Raw genomic sequence first — 24,924 nt, 5'->3', positions numbered from 1 at the left:
GATGAACGACAATGCGCTACGCAGCTGGACCATCCGCTGGCTGTACGCGGTCGCCGCAGGGCACGTGCTGGTCGGGGCGCTGTTGCCCTGGTTTGCCGGCGCCCAGGTCTTCGGCGGCTACCACGGCGGCATCGAGAACGCCTTCTGGCAGGCCGGCGCGCCGCTCGAGGCGCGTGGCTTGCAGGTATGGTGGATCTCGCTGTTCGGGCCGACCGTGCAGCTGATGGCGCTGTTCATGATCGCCCTGATCCACCTGGCGGACCGCCTGCGCCAGCCGCAGGTCTGGCTGTGGATGGCGGCCGGGCTGCTGTTGTGGGCGCCGCAGGACATCCTGGTCTCGCTGCGCGCCAACGTGTGGCCGCACCTGTGGATCGACCTGTTCGCGCTGCTGGTGCTGGTGCCGCCGCTCCTGTACTTGTGGCAGCGTGACCGGGCCGGCCGCAAGGATGCCACGGAAGTGGTGACCTCCTTCGACACGCAAAAGCGCACCGTGCTGGTGACCGGCGCCACCGGCTTCATCGGGCAGAACCTGGTGCGCGCGCTGCTGCGTGACGGTCACGAGGTGATTGCGCTGAGCCGGCAGCCTGGGCAGGCCGCGTGGACTTTCGATGGCCAGGTGCGCTGCATCGCGTCCATGGACGCGCTGTCGCCGGCCACCCGCGTCGACGTCGTCATTAACCTGGCTGGCGCGCGCATCCTCGGTCCACGCTGGAGCGCGGCGCGCAAGGAAGCGCTGCGCCGCAGCCGCGTCACGCTCACGCGCCAGCTCGTCGGCTGGATTTCTAGCGCGGAGCACAAGCCCTTCCTGCTCTTGAACGCTTCCGCGATTGGCTACTACGGCATCCAGAAGATCGGCGACGCGACTGCGCTCGATGAAGACGCGCCGCCGCAGCCGGTATTCATGTCCGACCTGTGCCGCGAGTGGGAAGAAGCGGCGGGCGAGGCCACCCGGTATGGCGTGCAGGTCGAATGCATGCGCTTCGGCCTGGTGCTCGGCAAGGGCGGTGCGCTGCCCATGATGCTGCTGCCGATCCTGCTGGGCGTCGGAGGCAGGCTGGGAAGCGGGCGCCAGTGGCTGTCGTGGATCCATGTGGACGACGTGCTGCGCGCCATCGCCCATCGCTGGCGCCGGGCGCTCGTGGACACAGCGGCGGCGGAGGCGGGCGCCACCAATTTCACCGCACCCGAATCCGTCACCCAGGCGGAATTCAGCCGCATCGCGGCGCGTACCTGGCGCCGTCCCAGCTTCCTGCCCACGCCCGGCTGGCCGATGCGCCTGGCGCTGGGCGAGCAGGCCGACCTGCTGCTGGAGGGCCAGCGCGTGGTGCCGCGGCGGCTGGAACAGGAAGGCTTCGTGTTCCGCTATCCGACGCTGGCATCGGCCCTGCAAAGCCTCAGGTAGGCGCCTTGAGAGGCAGCCGCTGGGCGATGAGATAGACGTGCTTCTGCGGGTACTGGTCGAATTCCAGGTGTCGCAGCGCGCATCCGGCAGCGGCGAGCAGCGCGAGCAGGCCGGGAATCCCGAGCGTGCTGTAGCGAAGCGGCGGACCCATGCTCGCGTCCACGTGTTCGCCCGGCGCGTCCAGTCCGCCGGCGCTGAAGATCATGACACCGCCATCGTCCAGCGCTCCCAGCAGCTTCTCCATCAGCGGGCGCTGCTGGCCAAGACCCACGTGCCAGATGCTGTCCCAGGCGCTGATGAAGCGGTAGGTACGCGCCGGCTGCCAGTCGCAGAGGTCGGCCTGGTGCAGCACGATGTCCGGATCGGCTTCGGCCGCCAGCGCCAGCATGCGCGCCGATAGATCAATTCCTTCGAGCTGCAGGCCATGCAGGCGCATCGCGGCGTTGAAGCGAGTATTGCAGCCGCAGCCGGCGTTCAGGGCCCAGCCGCTGCTGCCATCGCCGAGGAAGGCGAGGGCGCGTTCGTGCTGCGCCAAGCCGTTGAGTGGGTCGAAGGCCGCGTCGAGCCAGCGCTCGGCAAGCAGGTCGTAGGCGGCGGCGGTGTCGCTCATCGCGGCATGCTCACCCGGCCAGCGGCAAGGCCAGTTGCAGCAGCAGGCCGCCGCCTTCGCGGTTGCTGACCGTCAGCTCGGCATTGTGGCGGGTAAGCACGCGCTCGACGATCGCCAGGCCGAGGCCCGCACCATTCGCCTGGCCGCGCGCGCTGTCCAGGCGCGTGAAGGGTTTCAGCAGCTGGTTGATCTGGTCTTCCGGCACGCCCACGCCGTGGTCGCAGATCTCGATCACCGCGCGCCGTCCGTGGCCGGTCGCCTTGACCCGCAACACGATCGCGATCTCGGTGTAGTCCTGGCCAGGGGTCTTGCCATACTTGCGGGCGTTCTCGATGATGTTGTTGACCACACGCCGCAGGTCGGTCGCGTTGCCCATCACGTGCACGCCCGGCATCAGGTCGACCTGCACCCGCAGGTCGCGGATGCGGCCCGCTTCGCGCCCGACCTCGGACAGCATTTCGGATAGATTCACCGCGACAAAGGTGGCGGCGTCGGTCGGCTTGGCGTAGTCGAGGAACTGGCCGATGATGGCGTCCATCTGGTTGATGTCGGACTGGATGCCTTCGCGCGCATCCTGCGGCAAGTGCGCCATCTCGACTTCGAGCTGCATGCGCGCCAGCGGCGTGCGCAGGTCGTGCGAGATGCCGGCCAGGATCACGGCGCGGTCCTTCTCGACCTGGGCCAGGTCTTCGACCATCTGGTTGAAGCTGCGGTTGGCCTCGATGATCTCCTGCGAGCCTTTTTCGGGCAGTGGCGCGGGCTTTTCGCCCTTGGCGATCGCGCGCGCCGCGGCCGTCAGGCGCGCCAGCGGACGGTTGACGAGCGAGGAGATGAAGGCTGCGCCGATCAGGGACAGCAGGCCGACCAGCGTGGCCCAGCCGAGCCACTGCACTCCGGATGGGGAAAGGCGCTCGCGCTCGAGCATCAGCCAGTATTCGTCTTCGTCGATGTTGAAGCTGATGTAGAAGCCCGGCACCCCGTTCACGCCGCTCGAGAAGCGGGTCTGCTTGCCCAGCCGCTCGCGCACGATGGCCGAGATCTCCGGCATCAGGGGATTGGTGGGCGGCTCGACCAGGTCGTCCTCGTTCTTCGTCAGGACGCGGATGCCTTCGTTGAGGACCAGTTCGAGCAGCAGTTCGCGCCGTTGCGCGGGCGCCGAGTGGACCAGGGCGGCGCGGGTAATGGTGACCGCCGATATCGCCAGTTGGGCGGTTTGTTCCACCTGCGGGCCGCGCTGGAACGCGCTGATGATGCCGATCCACGAGCCCATCGAAGCCGCGGTGAGCAGCGACATGAGCAGGAAGGTGCGCCAGAACAGACCGCTGCGGTACCAGGCGAAACGCGCGGCGCGGCGCGCCGCCGAGAACGGGGCAAACACTAGCGCGGCTGTCCTTCAGGGATGAACACGTAGCCCAGGCCCCAGACGGTCTGGATGTACAGCGGGCTCGAAGGATCGGGTTCGATCAGCTTGCGCAGGCGCGAGATCTGCACGTCCAGCGAGCGGTCGAACACTTCGTATTCGCGGCCGCGCGCGAGCTCCATCAGCTTTTCGCGCGAGAGCGGCTGGCGCGCATGGCGCGCGAATACTTTCAGCACCGAGAATTCGCCGGTGGTCAGGGGCACGGTCTCCCCGTTCTTCTTGAGCGTGCGGGTGCCCAGGTCGAGCACGAAGTCGCCGAACTCGAAGGTCTGCGGGGTTTCGCTCGGTGCGCCCGGAATCTCGTCCGGGCCCTTGCGGCGCAGGACCGCGCCGATGCGCGCCACCAGTTCGCGCGGGTTGAAAGGCTTGGGCAGGTAGTCGTCGGCGCCCATCTCGAGGCCGACGATGCGGTCCACGTCTTCGCCCTTGGCGGTCAGCATGATGATCGGGGTCTGGTCGCCGGCGCCGCGCAGGCGGCGGCAGATCGACAGGCCGTCTTCTCCCGGGAGCATCAGGTCCAGCACCAGCAGGTCGTAGCGCTCGCGCAGCCACAGCTTGTTCATGGCCGGCGCGCTTTCCGCCGTCACTACCTGGAAGCCCTGTTCGGTGAGGTAGCGGCGCAGCAGATCGCGCAGGCGCACGTCGTCGTCCACGACCATGATCTTGGCGGAATGGCCGCCCTGGTTACCCGGAGTGCCGTTGCCGGCGGTGCCTGTGTTGTTCGTCGCGTTCATATGAAATCCAGAATTGTCAGAAGCATGTCGCTATGGTAACGTCTTATTAGTTGAACATCTCGTTCTGATGGCTCAGCCATTACATTGTGTTACAAACTTTACCCAATCGGTCTTACTCCCCGGACGGTATGCACATACACTGGCGGCAAGTTGGAAATCACAGCTTATCTGTTTATATGGCATCACGGAAGAGGGACACCATGAACAACGTGCTTACCAAAAACCAGGCAGTAAACGACCGGCTGGCGCGTTTCGTCAGGCACGGTGTCGTGGCATGCATGCTGGCCTGCACCGCCGCCGGTGCCATGGCAGCCGGACAGGATCGTGGTCCGCGTCGCGACGAGATGCAGCAGCAGTCGATGCGCGAGCGCTTCGACAGCCGTGCGCAGGAGCCGCGCTACGACCAGCGCGCCTACGAGATGCAGATGCGCGAGGAAGCCATGCGCCGTGACGAACAGACTCGTATCGAGCGACAGCAGCGCGAGGAAAACCGCCGCGGCGGCCGCATGACGCCCGACGAGCGCCGCGACCTGCGCCGCCAGATCAACGAGGCGGGCGTGGACCTGTACCCGAACGCACGCCGCCGCTGAGCCCGGCGAGCTTCACACCCCATCGACGGCGCCTGCGGGCGCCGTTGTCGTTGACACCCTGCTTCCCCGAACTAGGTTTCTTTAAAGAAATCTTGTTGCCATATGTTTATTTGCGTGGCGCAACATGCTATCTTAATGCACACTGATTAATCGGGAGAGTGTGCCGTGTCCAACTCCGTCGTACCCAGCGCTGCGCCGACGCCGCCGGCACGTGCTGTCGCGCCCGGCGCCGATGGCCCCATCATGCGCCAGCCCGACGGCGTGTATTGCGACGCGGCGGCGCTCGGTCCCGCGCTGGTGGCGGCGGTGGACAGCATCCTGCTCAGGAACCAGTACTTCGTCGGCCTCGACTACCCGGTCATGATCAAGGCTTTGTTCGGCCATGGTCCCGAGCTGCCGCGCAATGCGCGCGGCGAGACCGTGGTGCGCCTGGCCGATGACATCCAGCCTTTCGATCCCGTGCGCCGCAGCCTGTACCGCGCGGTGAAGATCGCCGACGGCCAGGCCGAATACTATTTCGAGCCCGTGTTCCTGCTGGACGCCGAAGGCGTCGAGCAGCCGACCCGGCTCGACATCGATGAATTCATCGCCGACATGTGGATGAAGGGCATCCGCTTCGGCATCGATGTCGAGGCGGTGACGGGCGCGATCACGTCAAATGCCGCTGGCCGCATGACGGTCGCGCGCCGGCTGCCGCCGCGTCCCGGCCAGGATGCGAGCGTGGTCGAGGTATCGAACGAATTGCACCGCAGCGACGCCCCGCGCCAGCTCGCCAACGGCAAGCTCGACCTGATGAGCTTCCAGAACCGCTTCCCGCAGGTCCAGCGCGGCGTGCGCCTGCTGCAGAAGCTCCCGCGCGTGCAGGGCGAGCCCGGCTTCGACCTCTCCGGCATCGCGCTGGCGCCGGAGATCCCCGCCGACCTCGAGCTGAACGAGTGGAGCGGTCCCGGGACCGTCGTCGACCGCATCGCCGAGGGCGAGTTCGTGACCGCGATCCAGGATGGTTTCCTGAACGTCGAAGGCAACCGGCTGTCGGTGGGCGACAAGATCGTCAGCCACGACGGCGTCAGCGCCAGGACCACCGGCAACCTGCAGCTCGAGGGCGATTACGAGGAGTTCGGCGAGGTCCAGGAAAACCGCGTGGTCGAGGGCGAGAGCATCACCGTGCATGCCGACGTGTTCGGCAACGTGGTCTCGCGCGGCGGCGTGGTGCGCCTGAACCGCAACCTGATCGGCGGCAGCGCGCGCAATGCCGACGGCCCCATCATCGTGGCCGGTGTCGCTTCAAGCGCCACCATCCAGAGCGCGAACGGCGAGGTGAGCCTGCAGCGCGCCGAGAACTGCACCATCTCCGGTACCCGGGTCAAGGTGGAAGCGGCGGTCAACTGCGACATCATCGCCGACGTGGTCGAACTCGGCCAGGCCGAAGGCTGCGCCATCGCCGCCAAGCGCATCGCCATCGAGTGCGCCGCGCCGCGTGGGCACAGCGAGATGCGGGTCTTCGTGCTGCGTCCCGACTGCACCCGCATCGATGCGGCGATCGGGATGATCCACGAGCGCGTCGGCCAGTTCGGCCAGCTGGTCGAGCAGCGCCGCGCCGCAATGGCGGCGCTGGCGGCGCAGCCCGAGGTGGCCAGCTACGTGAAGCTGGCGGGGCGGGTGCGCAAGGGCGAACTGGTGCTCACGCCCGAGCAGCAGCCGGCCTTCAAGAAGCTGACGGCGAGCGCCGCGCCGGCGCTCAAGCAGATGTCGCAGCTGTCGCAGGAGATCAAGAATATCGAAGCCGAGCAGCAATCCGGCACGGCCTTGCTGGCGCGCCTGGAAAAGCAGCGTGCGGAGCACAGCGGCGCGGTGAGCGTGTCGATCGGTCAGGTCAGCGGCGACGTCACGGTGCGCGCGCTGAACGTCGAGCCGGATACCGCGGTGGCCGAACGCAGCAGCATCCACAACCTGCCGCCGCGCGAGATCAAGGCGCGGCTGCGCGACGCCAGCGGCGCCGAGCTGCTGTTTGCCGGCAGCACGGGCAGCTTCAGCTGGTCGACCCTGGACGCCGCCGCGGCCGCGTCGGATCCGCCCGCAGCCTAGTCGCAGGAACAGCTGTCCTGCGCCGGCCTGATTGCGGTGGCTTGGTGGAAGCTGTTCTTCCAGCCGTCCGGCTGGCGCACCCAGACATGCACATAACGCCCGCGGAAGGGCCTGGCGGATGCGCCAACTTGCTGCGAGCGGAAGATACCGGTGGACAGGGCCGTGGTTCCGCCGTCGAGCAGCTGCACATCGTTCGATTCGATCTCGTACACCCGAAAGCGGAAGGCGTCGCGCTCGAGCGCCGTCATCAGCTCGGTCTTGCTGCGCACCCGGCCGCGGCTGTCGATGTGGTGGTACTGGCGGTCCATCAGGTGCAGCAAAGTGGCGACGTCGCGCTGCAGGATGGCGCGGGCGCGCTGGCGTTCCAGCCCGGCCAGCATGGCCTCGACATCGACCTCGCCGGCCGCGATCGCCCGTTCGCTCTGGTAGCCGGTGGCGTGCAGCGGCAGCGCCGGCAGCAGGGCGGATACCAGGAGGGCAAGGAAGAGCGGCTTCATGGCGGTTCCTTCAATCAAGCGGACGCAAGCGTGCTGGCGCCATGATAGCCTGCACACTGCAAATGTGGCGCTAGGCGCGCGCGACGTGGATCTTTTGCTTGATGTGCTTGAGGTTCGCCACGATGGTGAAGGTCATGATGACCAGCAGCGACCACGAACTCCACTTGCTGACGTGCACGACCGACCAGGCGCCCAGCTGGTTCGGATAGCGCCACACGCCCCAGAAGGTGCCGATGTTCTCGGCCAGCCAGATGAAGAAGCCGATCAGCACGAAGGAGAGCAGCAGCGGCATCTTGCGGTCGCGGTCGAGCGGCCGGAACACCACCGTGGTGCGCGAATACAGGCCGAGCGCGCAGGCGGCCAGGTACCAGCGGTAGTCGCCGATGTAGTGGTGGGTGAAGAAGTTCAGGTAGATCAGGATCGCGATCGTCCACGCCATCCAGTGCGGCGGATGGTGGCGGATGCGCAGGTCGAACAGGCGCCAGGCCTGCACGATATAGCTGCCGATAGCGGCGTACATGAAACCCGAGAACAGCGGCACGCCGATCACCTTTGTGTAGGCAAAATCCGGGTAGCTCCACGACTGGATCGCGCCCGAGACCTTGAAGGCCTCGAGCGCGAAGCCGATCGCGTGGAACAGGCAGATCGCCTTGAGTTCGTCCATCGTCTCCAGCCCTGAGCGCACCATCCACAGCTGGATTGCCAGCGCCACCAGCAGCAACAGGTCGTAGCGCGGCACGCCGAACACGCCGCCGCGCGGGGTGAGCATCATGGCGGCAAAGAACAGGCCGACGAACAGGCAGGCACGCGCATTCTTGAAGCCGAAATAGAGGAACTCGACCAGCCCGCGGCGCCAGCCGGCGAGCCGGCGTGGCCGCATGTCGAGCAGGACGTTGTCGAGCGCAAGCGTGATGGGGGCGGAACCGGGCGTCTTGTTCATATTGTCGTTCGGTCAGGTAGCTTCGCCGATCTTGTCATAGAAGCTCCGATGAATCAATGCAGGGGCGCATGTTAATGCCACAAGGTAAGGAAACCATGCGGGAATAGACCTCGGTAGAATGGTCCTGCCTCCACCATTCCGACCGGCCATGGACCTTTCCGACTCCTGTTTCCGCGCACTGTTTGATGCATCGCCGAATGTCTACCTGGTTCTCGACCGGAAGCTGCACATCGTCACGGCCAATCGGGCCTACCTGGCCTCCACCCGCCGCACACTCGACGACATCGTCGGACGCTGGGCCTGGGATGCCTTCCCGACCGACCGGGACACCCTGCGCCAGGCGGTCGCTTCCTTCCAGCGGGTGCTGGACACCGGGCAGCCCGACACCATGGCGCTGCTGCGTTTCGACATCCCCCGCGCGGAACAGGAGGGCGGCGTCGAAACGCGCTACTGGACCATCATGCATACGCCCGTATTCGGCCCATCGGGCGAAGTCGAGATGGTGCTGCAGAATTCGATCGATGTCACCGAGGTCCAGCTGTTGCGCCAGCAGGCCGGCGCCGTCGAAGGGGAGCAGGCGGCCATGCTTGCAAGGCAGTCCGGCCTGATCGACCGCGCCCGCCATGCCTACGAAGCGAACCTGCACCTGCAAGCCGATGTCGCGCGGCTGGAGTCCTTGTTCCTCAAGGCGCCGAGCTTCATGGCGGTGCTGAAAGGTCCTTTGCACCTGTTCGAGTTCGTCAACGAAGCCATGGTCGAGATGCTCGGGCCACGCGACTACATCGGCCGCCCGGTGCGCGAGGCGCTGGCCGAGCTGGCGGACCAACGCCTGTTCGAAGTACTCGACACGGTGTATGCAACGGGCAGGGAATACCTGGCCTACGACATTCCGATCCAGGTGCGTCGCGTCGCGGCGGGCGAACTGGAACGGCGCTACATCAACGTGATCTACCAGCCGATCCGCGAGGACGGCGAAGTCGCCGGTATCTTCGCGGTCGGCACCGACGTCACCGAGCAGCACCTGGCGCGCCGCATGGTCGAACGCCAGGTGGAGCAGCTGACCCTGATCGAGCGCCAGCAGGCTTTCCAGCTGACCCTGGGCGACAGCCTGCGGCAGCTGGCCGGCGTCGAGGAGATCGTCGGCGTCGCCAGCGCGGCGCTGGGCGAGACGCTGGGCCTGGCGCGCGTGCTGTTCGCCGAGGTATCCGGGCCGGGTGGCGCCGTTACCGTACGGCGCGACTGGTGCCGTACCGGCGTGGCCAGTGTTGCGGGCATCGTCACGACCCTGGGCGCCTTCGGGCATGAGATCGCAGCGGAACTGCGGGACGGCCGCGACGTCATGGTGGCCGACGCGGCCCAGGACCAGCGCACGCGCGCCGATCTGGCCGCGTATGAAGCGATCGGCGTGCGCGCGCACCTGACCCTGCCGCTGCTGAAGGCCGGGGCGCTGCGCATCGTGCTGAGCATGCACAGCGATGTGCCGCGCGTCTGGACCGAGGACGAGTTGCATATGGCGCGCGACATGGCGGAGCGCACCTGGGCCGCAGTCGAAACCGCGGCGGCCCAGGCCGCGCTCCGTTCCGAGCGCGACCAGTCCCAATACATTTTCGACACCATGACCGAAGGTTTCGGCCTGATCGACCCCTCCTGGAAGGTGACGCGCATGAACGCCACCGGGCTGCAGATGATCCAGCGCGAGGCGGACCAGATCGTCGGGCATGACCATTGGGAGGCCTTCCCGGAAGCGGTCGGCAGCGACATCGAGCGCATCTGCCGCGGGGTCATGGCCACGCGCGTGGCCGGCAGCGTCGAATACGCTTATCCGCTGCCTGCCGGCGGACATCTGTGGATGGATGTGCGGGTGTATCCTTCGCTCGACGGCGGGCTGGCGATTTTCTTCCGCGACATCACCAGGCGCCGCAACGCCCAGGAGCAACTGCGCCTGGAAGCCCAGCGCAAGGACGAGTTCCTGGCCATGCTGGCGCACGAGCTGCGCAACCCGCTGGCGCCGATCGGCGCGGCGGCTGAACTGCTGGCGCTGGGGCGCCTGGACGCCGAGGGCGTGCGCCGCACCAGCGCCATCGTGGCGCGCCAGGTCGGCCACATGACGAGCCTGATCAACGACCTGCTGGACGTCTCGCGGGTGACGCGCGGGCTGGTGGCGCTCGACTGCGCCCCGGTCGACGCCCGGCTGGCCGTGGCCGACGCGGTGGAGCAGGTGCGCCCGCTGGTCGAAGCGCGCCGCCACCGGCTCGAGGTGCACCTGGCGCCGGACGACGCGACCGTCGAGGGCGACCGCAAACGCCTGGTGCAGGTGCTGGCCAACCTGCTGAACAACGCCGCCAAGTACACGCCGGACGGCGGCCGCATCGTGGTGCGGATGGAGGTCGAGGACGGGCGCGTGCTGCTCGAGGTGATCGACAACGGCATCGGCATGACGCAGGACGTGCAGCGCGGCGTGTTCGGCCTGTTCACCCAGGCCGAGCGCACCTCGGACCGCTCGCAGGGCGGACTCGGGATCGGCCTGGCCCTGGTCAAGAGCCTGGTCGAGCTGCACCGCGGCACGGTGGCGGTGCACAGCGAGGGGCCGGGGCAGGGCAGCCGCTTCACCGTGTCGCTGCCGCGCATGCCGGCGGCGGCGCGCGCGCAGGACGAGGACAGCAGGCCGCAGGGCCTGGCGGCGGCGGGCGGCGGGCGCCGCGTGCTGGTGGTCGACGACAATGTCGATGCGGCCGAGCTGCTGGGGATGATGCTGGAAGGGGCGGGCCACCAGGTGCACATCGAGCACCATTCGCACAGCGCGCTCGACTACGTCGAGGGTGCGGAGCGCGCGCCCGACGCCTGCATCCTCGACATCGGCCTGCCGGTCATGGACGGCAACGAGCTGGCGCGCCGGCTGCGCGCGCTGCCGCAGATGCGCGGCGCACTGCTGGTGGCCGTCACCGGTTACGGGCGGGCCCAGGACCGCGAGGCCGCGCTGGCGGCCGGCTTCGACCAGCACCTGGTGAAACCGGTCGACATCCACGAGCTCCTGGCCTTGCTCGCGTGAGCGGACAGCTGCCGTAGAATGCCGGGATGACAAGCTTTCATCCGAAACCCGACGAACACGGCGAGCGCCTGGCCCTCCATGCTCCCAGCCAGGCCACAAGTCTCGACAGCTGGACCGACCCGGCCCGCACGGCCACCGTGCTGCCCGCCGGCCCGCTGCCCGCAAGCCTGAACGGCATCGGCTTCCAGCCCTGGCGCGAGGCCCCGCGCATGGATGCCGGCTGGGCGCGGCTGGCGGGCCAGCAAGGCTTCGAGGATCCGCCCTTCGTGCCGGCGCCGGGCAAGCGGGTGGCGGCGGGCGTCGTCATCCTCGAAGACGACGGGCGGATCTGGGTGGTGCACCCCTCGAACGCCTTTGGCGGCTATCCGGCCACCTTCCCGAAGGGGACGGTGGATGCGGGCATGCCGCTACCGGCCACGGCAATTCGCGAAGCCTGGGAAGAGAGCGGCCTGCGGGTAGTCTTGACCGGCTTCCTGGCCGACCTCACGCGCAGCCGCAGCCGGACCCGCTACTACCTGGGCCGGCGCGTGGGCGGCTGCCCCTCCGACATGGGCTGGGAGAGCCAGGCGGTGTCGCTGGTGCCGCGCGCGCAGCTGGGCAAGTTGCTGGTCAACCCGAACGATGCGCCGCTGGTGGCCATGCTGCGCTCCTGACTTCGGCCGGACCGGAAGGACGCTTCCAGAAAACCGAAGCATGGCGTGCCCGGCCTGGCGTACAGTCAGCAGGTGTCCAATCTGGAGATAGCCTATGCATATCGAACGGATTTACTTCGACGAGGTGTTCGACGTCCACGCCGCGCGCGGCGACTTCAGTTTCCGCTCGCAGGGCCACCCGCAGTATGGCGTCAACCTGGGCAACCGCGTGGTCCCCCGGGCCGGATCCACGTATGCCGTCGCCTTCGGCAAACCGGGCGACTGGAGCACCGTGTTGGGCAGCCGCGACCTGGCTTCGTCCGTGGTCTTCAGGCAGCTCACCTGGAGCGCGCTCCTGATCCAAGTCCTGGATTTCTTCCTGTTCGGCCCGCTGTTCGTGATCGGCAGCCTGCTGCTGGGCGGCTCCTGGTTGGCTGCGGTCGCCACCGCGCTGTTCCTGCTGGCGCTGGCGTACGTCGTGCTGCGCGCCGTGCGGGACGACCGTGCGGTCACGCGTGCCCTGCTGGCCGTCGGCCAGGACGAGCATCGGGACAAGGACGGTGCAGACCTGCATTGCACCGTGTAACAGTTGACTACAGTCAACAGTTCGCGGGGAACTCGCCCTTAGGATAGATGGTGCCGATGAAAGGAACCACCATGTCCCAGCCACTCTCCCAGCTCCCCACCGCCCGGCAGTATCTGTGTTTCACCCTGGGCGGCGTCGAATACGGGCTCGATTACGCCGCGGTGCAGGAACTGAAGGTCTATCGCTCGCTCGAGCGTTTTTCCAGCGACGGCGAGATCATCGGCGGGGTGGCGCTGTCGCGCGGGGTGATCATGCCGGTGATGGACTTGCGGGCCGCGTTCGCGCCCGGTCTGTCGCTGCCCGCACCGGACACCGACGTGGTCATCGTGCGGGTGGCGGCCGGGGTGGTGGGGGTGGTGGTGGAACGCGTGACCGGGGTAGTGCGCCTGCGCCCGGACCAGGTGGCGCCGCTGCCCGGCGCCAGGGGCGAGGCCGACTACCTGATCGGCTTGGGACTGGCCAAGGGCCGGCGCCTGATCCTGCTCGACATCGAGCGCCTGATGTCGCTGGCGCCCGCCGAGCCGCGCCAGGTGGCGTGAAGCGTTAGGCGGCCAGCCCTTCGAGCTGCTCCTGCAGTTCCAGCCATTCGGACTCCAGCTGCTCCAGGTCGCGCGAGGCAAAGGCCTGGTCGGCCACCAGGGTCTTGAGCTGTTCCTTGTTTTCCGCCTCGTAGATGCTCGGCTCCAGCAGCCGGGCGTCGATGTCCGCCTTCTTCGCGTTCAGCTTGGCCATCTGCTCTTCCAGGCGCTTGACGCGGTTCTCCAGGGGTTTGCGCAGCGCGGCCAGGCGCTGGCGCTCTTCCGCTTCCAGCTTCTTTTGTTCCTTGCGGTCGACCGGGGCTGCGACCGGCGTGGCGGCCTTGCTCTCCTTCGAGGCGGAAGGCAGCGGCAAGGTGGCGGTGCCTTTGCCGAGCTTGGTCTGGAACAGCCATTCCTTGTAGTCGTCCAGGTCGCCATCAAACGGCTGCAGCTTGCCGTCGGCGACGATGATGAATTCGTCGGTGGTCGCGCGCAGCAGGTGGCGATCGTGGGAGACCAGTACCACGGTCCCCTCGAACTGCGCCAGCGCCATGGTCAGCGCCTCGCGCGTCTCGAGGTCGAGGTGGTTGGTCGGTTCATCCAGCAGCAGCAGGTTCGGGCGCTGCCACACGATCAGGGCCAGCGCCAGGCGCGCCTTTTCGCCGCCCGAGAAGGGCGCGATCGGGCTGGTCACCATATCGCCCGGGAAGTTGAAGCCGCCGAGGAAGTTGCGCAGCTCCTGCTCGCGCACGTTGGGCGCGATCTTCAGTAGGTGCCACAGCGGCGACTCGTCGTGGCGCAGCATCTCGACCTGGTGCTGGGCAAAGTAGCCGATCGACAGGCCCTTGCCCAGGGTGGCCGTGCCCTCCAGCGGCGTCAAGTCGCCGGCGACGGTCTTGATCAGGGTGGATTTACCGGCGCCGTTCACGCCCAGCAGGCCAATGCGCTGGCCGATCTGGAGCGAGAAGTTCACGCGCTTGACGATCGGCTTGCCGCCGACCTTGTCGCCATGCTCGTCCAGCAGCGGGTAGCCGGCGTCGACGTCTTCCAGCACCAGCAGCGGATTCGGGGCGGACAGCGGCTCGCGGAACTCGAAGGAGAATTCGGCGGCGGCGCGCAGCGGCGCCAGTTCTTCCATCTTGGCCAGCGCCTTCATGCGGCTCTGGGCCTGGCGCGCCTTGGTGGCCTTGGCCTTGAAGCGGTCGACGAAGGACTGCAGGTGGGCGCGCTGGCGCTGCTGCTTTTCAAAGGCCGCTGCGGCCAGCACCAGGGCTGCCGCGCGCTGGCGCTCGAAGCCGCTGTAGTTGCCGCTGTAGCGCTTCAGCTTGCGCTCGTCGATGTGCACGATGACGTTCACGATCTCGTCGAGGAAGTCGCGGTCGTGCGAGATGATGATCAGGGTGCCCGGATAGCGCTTGAGCCAATCCTCCAGCCAGATGATCGCGTCCAGGTCCAGGTGGTTGGTCGGCTCGTCCAGCAGCAATAAATCGGAAGGGCACATCAGCGCCTGCGCCAGGTTCAGGCGCATGCGCCAGCCGCCCGAGAAGCTCGCCACCGGCTGCTGCATCTGCTCCAGCGAGAAACCGAGGCCCAGCAGCAGCTGCTCGCCGCGCGACTGCACGGTGTAGGCATCGGCATCGGCCAATGCGCTGTGCAGCTCGCCCAGGCGCATGCCGTGGGCGTCGGCGTCCGGGTGCGCTTCCAGTTCGTCCAGCTCGGCCTGCAGGCGGCGCAGGTTGGCGTCGCCGTCGATGGCGTATTCCAGCGCCGGACGGTCCAGGGCAGGGGTCTCCTGCGCCACGTAGGCCATGCGCCACTTGGCGGGGAAGTCGATCGCTCCCTGGTCGGGGTGCAATTCGTTCCGCAGCATGGCAAACAGGCTCGATTTGCCGGCGCCGTTGGCGCCGATCAGGCCGATCTTGTCGCCCGGGTTGAGGGTAAGGTCGGCGTCTTCGAGCAGCGGCTTGGTGCCGCGCATCAGGCTGACGTTCTGGAAGCGGATCATTGCGGGTTTCTGGTGTTGGGTAGGGTGGTCGGCTCCGCCGACCGCGCGTTCAACTTGCGGATGCGCTGTGGCTGCGCGCGATGTTGTCGAACGCGCGGTCGGACAAGCCGACCACCCTACGGATTACTGCGATTGAAGTTGTTCGGCGGTCAGCAGGAACACGGCGTCGTCGCCGGCGCTGGTGGTGAGCCAGGTCAGGCCGAGGTGGCCGAAGGCGGCTTCCGCGTAGTCGCGTTCGTTGCCGATCTCGACCACCAGGATGCCTTCCGGCGTCAGGCGTTCGGCCGCGCCTTCCACGATCTTGCGCACCAGGTCCATGCCGTCCTCGCCGCCGGCCAGGGCGATCTGCGGTTCGCGCAGGTATTCCGGCGGCAGCTTGCCCATCGAGACGCTGTTCACGTAGGGCGGGTTGGTCACGATCAGGTCGTAGCGCTTGAACGGCACGTGCTCGTACAGGTCCGACTCGATCGGGTTCACGCGGCCGCCAAGCTTGTACTCGCGGATGTTGTGCTCAGCCACGGCCAGCGCATCCTTCGAGATGTCGACCGCGTCGACCACGGCGTTCGGGAAGGCGTCCGCCATCATGATCGCCAGGCAGCCGCTGCCGGTGCACAGTTCCAGCACGTTTTCCACGGCTTCCGGATCCTGGACCCAGGGTGCGAAGGTCTGCGGGATCAGTTCGGCGATGAAGGAACGCGGCACCAGCACGCGCTCGTCGACGTAGAAGCGGTACTCGCCCAGCCAGGCTTCCTTGGTGATGTAGGCGGCCGGCACACGCTCGGTGACGCGGCGTTCGATCACTTCCATCACCTGGATCACTTCCTCGGGCAGCAGCCTGGCGTCCAGGAAGGGATCGAGGCGGTCCAGCGGCAGCTTGAGGGTATGCAGGACCAGGTAGGCCGCCTCGTCGAAGGCTTCGGCGCTGCCGTGGCCGAAGAACAGCTTGGCCCCGTTGAAGCGGGTGATCGCATAGCGCAGCAGGTCGCGCGGCGTGCTGAAAGTGGTGTTGGTCATGGCCTTCTCCCGGAGTGTTCTGTTACTGGGCCAGCAGCTGTTCCAGCATGCGGCGGTAGATGTTCTTGAGGGGATCGATGTAGCGCAGCTCGATGTGTTCGTCGATCTTGTGGATGCTGGCGTTCGGAGGCCCGAATTCTATCACCTGCGGGCAAATGCGGGCGATGAAGCGGCCGTCCGAGGTCCCGCCGGTGGTCGACAGTTCGGTCTGCACACCCAGCTCGTCGAAGATCGCGCTGCACAGCGTGTCCGAGAGCAGGCCTTTCGGCGTCAGGAAGGGCTGGCCCGACAGGGTCCACTGCAGCTCGTAATCCAGGCCGTGGCGGTCGAGGATGGCGTGCACCCGCGCTTCCAGGCCGTCGGCAGTGCTGGCGGTCGAGAAGCGGAAGTTGAAGTCGAGCGTGAGGTGGCCCGGAATCACGTTGGTGGCGCCGGTGCCGGACTGGATGTTCGAGATCTGCCAGCTGGTAGGCAGGTAGTATTCGTTGCCTTCGTCCCAGACTTCGGCCGCCAGTTCCGCCAGCGCCGGCGCGGCCTGGTGGATCGGGTTGCGCGCCAGGTGCGGATAGGCGATGTGGCCCTGGATGCCCTTGATGACCAGGTGGCCGGACAGTGAGCCGCGCCGACCGTTCTTGATCATGTCGCCCAGCACGTGGCTCGAGGTCGGTTCGCCGACGACGCAATAGTCGAGGGTCTCGCCGCGTTCTTCCAGGCGTTCGCACACCACCACGGTGCCGTCGACCGCCGGGCCTTCTTCGTCGCTGGTGATGAGGAAGGCGATCGACCCTTTATGGTCCGGGTGGGCGGCGATGAATTCCTCGCAGGCGACCACCATGGCCGCGATCGAGGTCTTCATGTCCGAGGCGCCGCGGCCGTACAGCTTGCCGTCACGGCGGGTCGGGGTGAAGGGGCTCGACGCCCACTGATGCTCCGGGCCGGAGGGCACCACGTCGGTGTGGCCGGCGAACACGAACACCGGCGAGGTCGTGCCCTTGCGCGCCCACAGGTTGGTGACGCCGTTCGATTCGATGGTCTCGCAGATGAAGCCCAGTGGCGCCAGCAGTTCCTTCAGGCGCTGCTGGCAGCCCTTGTCGTGCGGGGTGATGGAATCGAGGGCGATCAGCTCTTCGGTGAGCAGCAGGGTACGCGATGGTTTCATGCGGCGTCCCTGAATTTTGCCACGTACATGTCGGCCGAGAAGCCGACCGACACCGGGCCCACGCCCTGCAATACCGGCCGCTTGATGACGGACGGGTTTTCCAGCATCAGCTCGAGCGCGCTGGCCTTGTCTGCTACCAGCGCCTTGCACTCGTCGGGCAGGTTGCGCCAGGTAGTGCCCTTGCGGTTGACCAGGGTCTCCCAGTCGAGCTGCTCGAGCCAGCCGGCGACCAGCTCGCGCGTCAATCCCTGTTTCTTGAAGTCATGGAACGTGAAATCGTGGCCGTTGTCCGCCAGCCAGGTGCGGGCTTTCTTGACGGTGTCGCAGTTGGGGATGCCGAAGAGGGTCGTAGTCATGGAGCGTCGGTTCTTGCACCCGCGTGGTGCGGGCGTCTATTGGATTTAAGAAACGCGCGAGGATAGCACAAGCGTCGCAAGCGAAGATTGTACACAGAAGGGGAAAGCGGGCCGCGTGGGTGGCCCGCTGGACAAGCAGAAGCGTGGATGAGGATGGCGGCCGGGCTCAGTCCGCTGTGATCTTGCCGACTTCGATGACATTCTTCCAGCGGGCCTGCTCGGCAAGCTGGAACTGTGCGAACTGCTCCGGCGTATTGGCGACGACCTCGAAGCCCTGCGCCGTCAAGCCGTTCCTGATGTGCGGGTCGTTCAGCGCGGCGACAATCGCGCTGTGGAGCTTTGCTTTCACGTCCTTCGGCAAGCCCTTCGGTGCGGCAAACGCCTGCCACGAGTAGATGTCCACGCCCGCGACCCCCGCCTCGCCCAAGGTCGGCACCGCGGGCAGGACCGCCGCGCGCCGTTCGCCGGTCACTGCCAGCACCTTCAGCTTGCCGGCCTTGATGTAGGGCAGCGCGGTATTGATGTTGACGAAGGAAACGTCGGTCTGCCCGCCCAGCAAATCCGTCATGGCGGGGGCGCCGCCCTTGTAGGGCACGTGCAGGCCGCTGGTGCCGCTTTTCTGCCAGAACAGCTCCGCCGTCAGGTGGTCCGAACTGCCGTTGCCCGACGATGCAAACGTGAGTTTGCCCGGCTGCTTCTTCAGGTAAGCGATCAGTTCCGGCACCGTATTCACCGGCACCTTTGGGTTGGCAACCAGCACGTTCGGTGCGCGCACCGCCACGGTCAGCAGGTCGAAATCCTTGGCCGGGTCGTAGGAGATCTTCTTGATCAGCCATTGGTTCATGGCGTAGACGCCGATCGACGCCGCCATCAGGGTATAGCCGTCGGGAGCCGCGCGCTTGACCATCGCGGCCCCGATCGCACCGGTGGCGCCAGGGCGATTGTCGATGATCCAGGGCTGGCCCAGGCGTGCAGTGATCCTGGGGCCGATCGCGCGGGCGATCGCATCGGTCGAGCCGCCAGGCGGGAAGGGCACGACGACGGTGATGGCCTTCTCGGGATAGGCGGCGTGTGCGCTGAGAAGCACCGACATGCCAAGGGTCATACCCAACAGTAATTTAGTAGCTTTCAACTTGGTCTCCTGCGTTTTAGTCTGCTATCAAGTGAAGTCGATGGCTTGTGTCCGGCGTCGCGGTTCGTCGGGCGGGCGGTGTTCGCCCCCAACGCAGGGTCCCGTCAGCGCACCAGGCAGGGGCGCTTGTTGTCGAACTTCCAGCCCGGCACCAGGTACTGCATGGCGACGGCGTCGTCGCGCGCACCCAGGCCCATGTTCTTGTAGGCCTGGTGGGCTTGTTCCAGCTGCTCCAGATCGATCTCGATGCCCAGGCCCGGCTTCTTCGGCACGTGCACCATGCCGCCTTCGATCTTGAGCGGCTCCTTGGTGATGCGCTGGCCGTCCTGCCAGATCCAGTGGGTATCGATTGCGGTCACCTTGCCCGGCGCGGCGGCGCCCACGTGGGTGAACATGGCCAGCGAGATATCGAAGTGGTTGTTCGAGTGCGAGCCCCAGGTCAGGCCGAACATCTGGCACAGCTGGGCCACGCGCACCGAACCCTGCATGGTCCAGAAGTGCGGGTCGGCCAGCGGGATGTCGACCGACTGCAGCTGGATCGAGTGCGCCATCTGGCGGAAGTCGGTGGCGATCATGTTGGTGGCGGTCGGCAAGCCGGTGGCGCGGCGGAACTCGGCCATCACTTCGCGGCCCGAGAAACCGTCTTCGGCGCCGCAGGGGTCTTCGGCGTAGGCCAGGATGCCGTGCTTGTCGCGGCAGACGCGGACCGCGTCCTTCAGCAGCCAGCCGCCGTTCGGATCGAGCGTGCAGCGCGCCTCGGGGAAGCGTTCGTGCAGGGCCACGATGGCTTCCATTTCTTCGTCGGCGCTCAGTACGCCGCCCTTGAGCTTGAAGTCGTTGAAGCCATAGCGCTCGCGCGCCGCTTCAGCCAGGCGCACCACGGCTTCCGGGGTGAGGGCTTCTTCGTTGCGCAGGCGGAACCAGGCACTGCCGGCATCCGGCTCGCTGCGGTAGGCCAGGTCGGTCTTCTTGCGGTCGCCCACATAGAACAGGTAGCCGAGCATCTCGACCGCGTCGCGCTGCTGGCCCTCGCCCAGCAGGGCGGCGACCGGCACGTTCATGAACTGGCCCAACAGGTCGAGCATGGCCGACTCCACCGCGGTGACCGCGTGGATGGTGGTGCGCAGATCGAAGGTCTGCTGGCCGCGGCCCCCTAGATCGCGGTCGGCGAAGGCCTTGCGCATCGCGTTCAGCACATTGTTGTAGTCGCCCAGGGTCTTGCCGACCACGAGCGGGCGTGCATCTTCGATAGTCTGGCGGATCTTTTCGCCGCCCGGCACCTCGCCCAGGCCGGTGTTGCCGGCGCTGTCGGTGAGGATGACGATGTTGCGGGTAAACCAGGGGCCGTGGGCGCCGCTCAGGTTGAGCAGCATGCTGTCCTGGCCGGCGACGGGGATGACGCGCAGGTCGGTGACGAGGGGAGCGCCGGAGACGGTAGTGTTCATAAGCAGCCTGATAGAAAAGGTGAGTGAAAGAGTTTATTTGGCGCAGAGCGACTTCACCAGAGTGACGCGCTTGATGTCGCCGACGATGAAGAGGTAGCAGGCAATCGCCACGGCCGCGTTGGCGCCGACGAATACCAGGGCGCCGGCGAAGGAACCGGTATTCTGGACAATGTAGCCGATCACGATCGGGGTGGTAATGCCGGCGGTATTGCCGAAGGTATTGAACAGGCCGCCGCTCAGGCCGCCGGCCTCCTTGGGCGAGGTGTCCGACACGACCGCCCAGCCGAGGGCGCCGATGCCCTTGCCGAAGAAGGCCAGCGACATCACGGCGACCACCAGCATGTCGGTCTCGATGTAGTTACAGGCGATCATGCTCATCGACAGCACCATGCCCAGCACGATCGGCAGCTTGCGCGCCACCGACAGCGAGTAGCCTGCCGCGCTGAGACGGTCGGACATCCAGCCGCCAGCGATCCCACCGAGAAAACCGGCGATGGCGGGAAGCGAAGCGACGAAGCCGGCCTTGAGGATGGTCATGCCGCGCTCCTGCACCAGGTAGACCGGGAACCAGGTCAGGAAGAAGTAGGTCAAGGTGGTGATGCAGTACTGGCCGAGGTAGATGCCGAACAGCATGCGGTTCGACAGCAGCTCCTTGATGCAGGACAGGGTGTTCACCTGTGCCGGCTTGGCAGTGCGCGCGCCACCCTCGAGGTCGACCAGGGCGCCGCCATCCTGGAGGTACTTCAGTTCGCCGGCGTTGATGCCAGGGTGGTCCTTCGGGCTGTAGATCGTCTTGAGCCAGGCGAAGGACACCAGCATGCCGAGTGCGCCCATCACGTAGAACACGCTGTGCCAGCCATGGGCATGGACCAGCCAGCCCATGATCGGTGCGAACAGCACCGTGGCGAAATACTGGGCCGAGTTGAAGATGGCGGCGGCGCGGCCGCGCTCATGGGTCGGGAACCAGCTCGAGGCGATCCGGCTGTTGCCTGGGAAGGAAGGGGCTTCGGCCGCCCCGACCGCCAGGCGCAGCGCGAAAAGCAGGGCCACCGCCGCGCCGCCGGTGAAGAAGCCGACCGCGCCGGTGAAGAAGGTGAACAGCGACCACAGGAAGATGCTGAAGAAGTAAGTGATCTTCGAGCCGAAGCGGTCAAGCAGCCAGCCGCCGGGCAGCTGGGCCAGGACGTAGGACCAGGCGAAGGCCGAGAACACGAAGCCCATCTGGACCGCGCTCAGGCCGAGCTCTTTCTTGATGTCGGGGCCGGCGATCGAGATGGTGGCCCGGTCGGCGTAGTTGATCGTGGTGACCGCGAACAACATGGCCAGAATCAGCCAGCGGGTGCGCGTGCGCGGGGCGGCAGCCGAGGCGTCCGATGGGGTAGCCGGGCGCGCGGCCAGGCTTGCTTGCGCTTGTTTCAAAGCTGTCTCCTATCAAATATCTGCTGCAATTGCCACGTCCGCCTTCCGAATGCCGCTCCCGGCTCCGGATCAGAAAGTGTGGCGCAGTCCCAGGTTGTAGCCGGTGTTGCCGGTCCCGGTGTCGGTATTGTTGTTGACCGTATAGCCCGCGCCGTTGCGGTTGCGGACATGTCCATAAGCCGCGTACAGCCCGGTGCGCTTCGACAGCCCGTACAGGTAGCCGACGCCCCAGGCGCTGGCGTCCTGGTTGAAGGCGCTGCGGTCGTCCTTGTGCATGACGGAAGCCATCAGTTTGCCCGGGCCGATCTGCGCGCTCACGCCGAGCAGCGCTTCGCGTCCGTCGCTCGATGCGGTGGGAGCGATGCCGCCATACGGATTGCCCGTGTTGGCGAGCGGGGACGCTTCCGGACCCCGGTCGATGCCGTAGCCGGCATGCAGGGTCACCTTGCCCAGCTTGTACTGGGCGCCCAGCAGGGTGTTGCGGCTGCGTGCGAAACCGGTCGCGGCATCGCCGTTCTTGCTGTTATAGACCAATCGCACGCTCAGCGGACCGCCGGCGTAGCCGATGGCGCCGCCGAACTGGCGCCGTGCCGAGGAATCGCTTTGTTCACCGGCGCTGTAGGCCAGTTCCATGTCGGCCCCGTTCAACTTTGGCGAGGCCCAGGTGACCGTATTGCTGGTTCTGATATTGCTGCCGGAGTGCGGGAACAGGTTCTTGGCGGTACCCGCGTAGCCGGTACCGAACGGGTCGACGATCTGCACCAGGGCATTGTGGTAGGGAGTGTACTGGCGTCCGAGTGCGACCGTGCCGAAGCCGCCTTTCAGGCCGACCAGCGCCTGGCGGTTGAAGATGCTGCCGGCGACATCGGTGGCGCCAGTATCGAGCCTGATGCCGGTCTCGAGGATGAAGAAGGCCGCCAGGCCCTTGCCCAGGTTCTCGCTGCCCTTGAAGCCGATGCGGGAGGTGGAGGCGGCGCCGCCGCTCATCTTGGTAAGCGAGCCCTCCTTGCCGCCGCGGTCGACGACGATGGCGGCATCGACGATGCCATAGATCTCGACGGCTGTCTGGGCGTGGGTAGGGGTCGAGGCCAGTCCTGCGCTGCCGGCCAGGACCAGCATCATGCGTGCGGTCTTGCTCATGCTGTCTCCGTTGATGTTGTCGTCCCAGCCGTCTTGGCGGCGTGGTGTTGTTTGAAACGATCATATGCCTGGATCGATTCACGACCAAATCAAAGAGTATTGTGATCAATTCAATGTTTGAATCAATGAAGTGATCGGTTTGGGGGGGCTAAGTGGAGTGGAAGCTTGGCAGCACTTCACGCTTGAACAGCGCCAGGGCGGGGTTGTCGTTGTCGCGGCGGTAGGCGCAGACCATTTCCACCGGCTCGGTCTGGAGCCGGCGCATGACGATGCCGTCGAACTTCAGGCGCGACGCGCCTTCGGCGATCAGGGCGGCGCCGACACCGGCCCTGACAAGGGCCAGCATGGTATGCACCTGACCGATGTGCTCGACCACGTCCGGCACCACGCCGCCTCGCGCGAAGCGCTCGGTCAGCATCAGGTAGAAGGGCCTGGCCTCGTAGGGCGAGTACATGATGAAGGGCTTGCCGTGCAGGCTCTCGAGGGCAGGCTCGAGCGGCCACGCGTCGGCCTCGCTCTCGGGAATGGCAAGCATCAGCGACTCGGTGGCGATCAGGCGGCTTTCGAGCTCGGCGTTCATGGGATGGGGGCGCAGCAGACCGAGGTCGATCTCGCCGGCGTTGAGGGCCTCCACCTGGGTGGTGCTGACCAGTTCCTTGAGCGTGAGCGAGACCCCGGGCGCGCATTCGCGCAGGCGGCGCACCAGCTCGGGCAGCAGGCTGTAGCCCGAGGCCGAGGTGAAGCCAATGGCCAGGTTGCCCAGTTCTCCCTTGGCGGCGCGGCGGGCGGCGAAGGTGGCTTCCTCGGCGATGCGCAGGATGCGCGCAGCTTCCGGGAAGAAGGCCTTGCCGGCGGCGGTGAGGTGGACGCTGCGGCTGCTGCGCGCCAGCAGCTGGACGCCGACGTGGTGCTCGAGCAGCCGGATCTGGCGGCTCAGCGGCGGCTGGGTCATGTTCAGGCGCTCGGCCGCGCGGCCGAAGTGCAGTTCTTCGGCCACCGCCACGAAGCAGCGCAGCTGGCTGAGTTCGAACACTCAGGAATTCAGCGTGAATTCGGTGAAGGACGTGCCCGGGGGCTCGGAGCCCTTGTTGGGCTCTTCTTCCGGCTGGACCTGGCTGTCCGGACCGTTGTTGAGCAGCCAGAGCAGGTTGGTGGCCGAATCGGCGTTGGCCAGCGCTTCTTCCTGCGTCACCAGCCCATCCTTGACCAGCTTGAGCAGGGCGGTCTCGAAGGATTGCGAACCCGGCGACAGGCTCTTGTCCATCGCATCCTTGATCTGGCCGATCTCGCCCTTTTCGATCAGGTCGGCGATGTAGCGGGTGTTGAGCATGACTTCGACCGCGGCCTGGCGCTGGCCGCCGGCGCTCGATTTCACCAGGCGCTGCGACACGATGGCCTTCACTGCGGACGACAAATCCTGCAGCAGGGCGGCGCGGTTCTCGATCGGATAGAAGCTGATGATGCGGTTCAGCGCGTTGTAGCTGTTGTTGGCGTGCAGGGTGGCCAGCACCAGGTGGCCGGACTGGGCATAGGCCAGCGCTGCGGCCATGGTCTCGCGGTCGCGGATCTCGCCGATCAGGATGCAGTCCGGGGCCTGGCGCATCGAGTTGCGTAGCGCCGTGGCGAAGTTGGTGGCGTCGCTGCCGATCTCGCGCTGGTTGACGATCGATTTCTTGTTCTTGAACAGGTATTCGATCGGGTCTTCCAGCGTCAGGATGTGGCCGGTGCGCTGTTCGTTGCGGTGGTCCAGCATCGAAGCGATGGTGGTCGACTTGCCCGAACCGGTGGCGCCCACGATCAGCAGCAGGCCGCGCTTTTCCATGATCAGTTCGGACAGCACGGGCGGCAGGCCCAGCTCGCCGATCGGCGGAATATTCGCCGGCACGAAGCGGAACACGGCCGAGATCGAGCCGCGCTGGCGGAAGGCCGACAGGCGGAAGCGCCCCAGGTTCGGCACCGACACGCCCATGTTGAGTTCGTTGTCGCGCTCGAGTTCCTGCATCTGTTCGGGCGTGGCGATCTCGGACAGCAGGTGGCGGATGTTTTCCGGTTCGAGTTTGTTCTGGTTGATCGGGATGAGGTTCCCGTTGATCTTGATGTGAACAGGAGAATTAGCGGCGAAGAACATGTCCGACGCGTTCTTTTCCTTCATCAACTGGAACAGGCGTTCCATCATCATGGCTCAGATCCT

The 24,924-nt window shown here is 66.5% G+C and carries 22 protein-coding genes; 7 read left to right on the top strand and 15 right to left on the bottom strand.

The features are described 5' to 3' along the window. Position 1 precedes the first annotated feature (1 nt). Positions 2-1,402 (top strand): TIGR01777 family oxidoreductase, encoded by a 1,401-nt coding sequence (locus LK539_RS23105; RefSeq protein ID WP_227803418.1) that lies wholly within the window; start codon positions 2-4, stop codon positions 1,400-1,402. On the opposite strand, the gene LK539_RS23100 is transcribed toward LK539_RS23105, so the two are convergent. The 3 genes from LK539_RS23100 to ompR are packed head-to-tail and all read right to left on the bottom strand — an operon-like array spanning position 1,395 to position 4,091. Next, the gene (locus LK539_RS23100; RefSeq protein WP_227803417.1) at positions 1,395-2,012 is read right to left on the bottom strand and encodes a class I SAM-dependent methyltransferase; all 618 of its coding nucleotides are present in this window, start codon (positions 2,010-2,012) and stop codon (positions 1,395-1,397) included. The genes LK539_RS23105 and LK539_RS23100 overlap by 8 nt on opposite strands. A gap of 10 nt (positions 2,013-2,022) precedes the next feature. After that, on the bottom strand, positions 2,023-3,390 hold the full coding sequence (locus LK539_RS23095; protein ID WP_227803416.1) for an ATP-binding protein: 1,368 nt from the start codon (positions 3,388-3,390) through the stop codon (positions 2,023-2,025). Beyond that, positions 3,390-4,091 carry a two-component system response regulator OmpR gene (gene ompR, locus LK539_RS23090; protein ID WP_051306146.1) on the bottom strand — a complete coding sequence of 234 codons (702 nt, stop codon included), beginning with the start codon at positions 4,089-4,091 and terminating at the stop codon, positions 3,390-3,392. Before ompR ends, LK539_RS23095 begins: the two co-directional genes overlap by 1 nt. Positions 4,092-4,366: 275 nt before the next feature. Here ompR and LK539_RS23085 point away from each other — a divergent pair, with 275 nt between their 5' ends. Both LK539_RS23085 and LK539_RS23080 read left to right on the top strand, forming a co-directional pair. After that, positions 4,367-4,756, top strand: a complete 390-nt coding sequence (locus tag LK539_RS23085; protein ID WP_227803415.1) for a hypothetical protein — start codon at positions 4,367-4,369, stop codon at positions 4,754-4,756. Positions 4,757-4,921: 165 nt separating this feature from the next. After that, positions 4,922-6,841, top strand: coding sequence for a flagellar assembly protein A (locus LK539_RS23080; protein ID WP_227803414.1), 1,920 nt, complete (start codon positions 4,922-4,924; stop codon positions 6,839-6,841). Here LK539_RS23080 and LK539_RS23075 read toward each other — a convergent pair. Both LK539_RS23075 and LK539_RS23070 read right to left on the bottom strand, forming a co-directional pair. Then, positions 6,838-7,338: a nuclear transport factor 2 family protein gene (locus tag LK539_RS23075; RefSeq protein ID WP_227803413.1), complete on the bottom strand. Its 501-nt coding sequence runs from the start codon at positions 7,336-7,338 to the stop codon at positions 6,838-6,840. The genes LK539_RS23080 and LK539_RS23075 overlap by 4 nt on opposite strands. A 70-nt stretch (positions 7,339-7,408) precedes the next feature. Continuing rightward, entirely contained in the window at positions 7,409-8,218 is an 810-nt protein-coding gene (locus tag LK539_RS23070; protein WP_227803446.1) for a DUF817 domain-containing protein, read from the bottom strand. A gap of 208 nt (positions 8,219-8,426) precedes the next feature. Here LK539_RS23070 and LK539_RS23065 point away from each other — a divergent pair, with 208 nt between their 5' ends. From LK539_RS23065 to LK539_RS23050, 4 genes are all read left to right on the top strand, one after another. Then, positions 8,427-11,327, top strand: coding sequence for a PAS domain-containing protein (locus tag LK539_RS23065; protein ID WP_227803412.1), 2,901 nt, complete (start codon positions 8,427-8,429; stop codon positions 11,325-11,327). A gap of 26 nt (positions 11,328-11,353) precedes the next feature. Next, positions 11,354-11,980 carry an NUDIX hydrolase gene (locus LK539_RS23060; protein WP_227803411.1) on the top strand — a complete coding sequence of 209 codons (627 nt, stop codon included), beginning with the start codon at positions 11,354-11,356 and terminating at the stop codon, positions 11,978-11,980. 94 nt (positions 11,981-12,074) lie between these two features. Then, complete coding sequence (locus LK539_RS23055) at positions 12,075-12,545, top strand: hypothetical protein (RefSeq protein ID WP_227803410.1); 471 nt, start codon at positions 12,075-12,077, stop codon at positions 12,543-12,545. Positions 12,546-12,616: 71 nt separating this feature from the next. After that, the gene (locus tag LK539_RS23050) at positions 12,617-13,084 is read left to right on the top strand and encodes a chemotaxis protein CheW (RefSeq protein WP_227803409.1); all 468 of its coding nucleotides are present in this window, start codon (positions 12,617-12,619) and stop codon (positions 13,082-13,084) included. Positions 13,085-13,088: 4 nt separating this feature from the next. On the opposite strand, the gene LK539_RS23045 is transcribed toward LK539_RS23050, so the two are convergent. The 10 genes from LK539_RS23045 to LK539_RS23000 form a co-directional block, all read right to left on the bottom strand. Beyond that, on the bottom strand, positions 13,089-15,068 hold the full coding sequence (locus LK539_RS23045) for an ATP-binding cassette domain-containing protein (RefSeq protein ID WP_227803408.1): 1,980 nt from the start codon (positions 15,066-15,068) through the stop codon (positions 13,089-13,091). 123 nt (positions 15,069-15,191) lie between these two features. Then, entirely contained in the window at positions 15,192-16,082 is an 891-nt protein-coding gene (gene prmB, locus LK539_RS23040; protein WP_227803407.1) for a 50S ribosomal protein L3 N(5)-glutamine methyltransferase, read from the bottom strand. Positions 16,083-16,104: 22 nt separating this feature from the next. Next, positions 16,105-17,241: a succinyl-diaminopimelate desuccinylase gene (dapE, locus tag LK539_RS23035; RefSeq protein ID WP_227803406.1), complete on the bottom strand. Its 1,137-nt coding sequence runs from the start codon at positions 17,239-17,241 to the stop codon at positions 16,105-16,107. Then, the gene (locus LK539_RS23030) at positions 17,238-17,597 is read right to left on the bottom strand and encodes an ArsC family reductase (protein WP_227803405.1); all 360 of its coding nucleotides are present in this window, start codon (positions 17,595-17,597) and stop codon (positions 17,238-17,240) included. The genes dapE and LK539_RS23030 overlap by 4 nt, the downstream gene beginning before the upstream one ends. Before the next feature lie 166 nt (positions 17,598-17,763). Continuing rightward, entirely contained in the window at positions 17,764-18,690 is a 927-nt protein-coding gene (locus LK539_RS23025; protein WP_227803404.1) for a tripartite tricarboxylate transporter substrate binding protein, read from the bottom strand. Between the two features lie 143 nt (positions 18,691-18,833). Beyond that, a complete protein-coding gene (gene gudD / locus LK539_RS23020; RefSeq protein ID WP_227803403.1) occupies positions 18,834-20,174 on the bottom strand; it encodes a glucarate dehydratase in 1,341 nt (446 codons plus the stop codon). Between the two features lie 33 nt (positions 20,175-20,207). After that, a complete protein-coding gene (locus tag LK539_RS23015; protein WP_227803445.1) occupies positions 20,208-21,494 on the bottom strand; it encodes an MFS transporter in 1,287 nt (428 codons plus the stop codon). A 168-nt stretch (positions 21,495-21,662) separates the two neighbouring features. Then, positions 21,663-22,733 carry a porin gene (locus LK539_RS23010; RefSeq protein WP_227803402.1) on the bottom strand — a complete coding sequence of 357 codons (1,071 nt, stop codon included), beginning with the start codon at positions 22,731-22,733 and terminating at the stop codon, positions 21,663-21,665. A 148-nt stretch (positions 22,734-22,881) separates the two neighbouring features. Beyond that, positions 22,882-23,766 carry a LysR substrate-binding domain-containing protein gene (locus LK539_RS23005; RefSeq protein WP_227803401.1) on the bottom strand — a complete coding sequence of 295 codons (885 nt, stop codon included), beginning with the start codon at positions 23,764-23,766 and terminating at the stop codon, positions 22,882-22,884. Continuing rightward, on the bottom strand, positions 23,767-24,912 hold the full coding sequence (locus tag LK539_RS23000; RefSeq protein WP_227803400.1) for a PilT/PilU family type 4a pilus ATPase: 1,146 nt from the start codon (positions 24,910-24,912) through the stop codon (positions 23,767-23,769). Positions 24,913-24,924: the final 12 nt, after the last annotated feature.

It is taken from the genome of Massilia sp. IC2-476 (assembly GCF_020707295.1).
In the GTDB taxonomy this organism is placed as follows: Bacteria; Pseudomonadota; Gammaproteobacteria; order Burkholderiales; family Burkholderiaceae_D; genus Telluria.
Note: the sequence above shows the minus strand (reverse complement) of the source record. Positions and strands in the feature narration are given on the sequence as shown.

Coding starts and splice junctions, on each gene's coding strand:
- gudD (WP_227803403.1), bottom strand. CDS start 20,174: ATGAACACTACCGTCTCCGGCGCTCCCCTCGTCACCGACCTGCGCGTC.
- LK539_RS23065 (WP_227803412.1), top strand. CDS start 8,427: ATGGACCTTTCCGACTCCTGTTTCCGCGCACTGTTTGATGCATCGCCG.
- LK539_RS23010 (WP_227803402.1), bottom strand. CDS start 22,733: ATGAGCAAGACCGCACGCATGATGCTGGTCCTGGCCGGCAGCGCAGGA.
- LK539_RS23055 (WP_227803410.1), top strand. CDS start 12,075: ATGCATATCGAACGGATTTACTTCGACGAGGTGTTCGACGTCCACGCC.
- LK539_RS23015 (WP_227803445.1), bottom strand. CDS start 21,494: ATGTTGTTCGCGGTCACCACGATCAACTACGCCGACCGGGCCACCATC.
- LK539_RS23000 (WP_227803400.1), bottom strand. CDS start 24,912: ATGATGATGGAACGCCTGTTCCAGTTGATGAAGGAAAAGAACGCGTCG.
- LK539_RS23030 (WP_227803405.1), bottom strand. CDS start 17,597: ATGACTACGACCCTCTTCGGCATCCCCAACTGCGACACCGTCAAGAAA.
- prmB (WP_227803407.1), bottom strand. CDS start 16,082: ATGACCAACACCACTTTCAGCACGCCGCGCGACCTGCTGCGCTATGCG.
- LK539_RS23105 (WP_227803418.1), top strand. CDS start 2: ATGAACGACAATGCGCTACGCAGCTGGACCATCCGCTGGCTGTACGCG.
- LK539_RS23075 (WP_227803413.1), bottom strand. CDS start 7,338: ATGAAGCCGCTCTTCCTTGCCCTCCTGGTATCCGCCCTGCTGCCGGCG.
- LK539_RS23025 (WP_227803404.1), bottom strand. CDS start 18,690: ATGTCGGTGCTTCTCAGCGCACACGCCGCCTATCCCGAGAAGGCCATC.
- LK539_RS23070 (WP_227803446.1), bottom strand. CDS start 8,218: ATGCGGCCACGCCGGCTCGCCGGCTGGCGCCGCGGGCTGGTCGAGTTC.
- ompR (WP_051306146.1), bottom strand. CDS start 4,091: ATGGTCGTGGACGACGACGTGCGCCTGCGCGATCTGCTGCGCCGCTAC.
- LK539_RS23085 (WP_227803415.1), top strand. CDS start 4,367: ATGAACAACGTGCTTACCAAAAACCAGGCAGTAAACGACCGGCTGGCG.
- LK539_RS23045 (WP_227803408.1), bottom strand. CDS start 15,068: ATGATCCGCTTCCAGAACGTCAGCCTGATGCGCGGCACCAAGCCGCTG.
- dapE (WP_227803406.1), bottom strand. CDS start 17,241: ATGAAACCATCGCGTACCCTGCTGCTCACCGAAGAGCTGATCGCCCTC.
- LK539_RS23060 (WP_227803411.1), top strand. CDS start 11,354: ATGACAAGCTTTCATCCGAAACCCGACGAACACGGCGAGCGCCTGGCC.
- LK539_RS23100 (WP_227803417.1), bottom strand. CDS start 2,012: ATGAGCGACACCGCCGCCGCCTACGACCTGCTTGCCGAGCGCTGGCTC.
- LK539_RS23050 (WP_227803409.1), top strand. CDS start 12,617: ATGTCCCAGCCACTCTCCCAGCTCCCCACCGCCCGGCAGTATCTGTGT.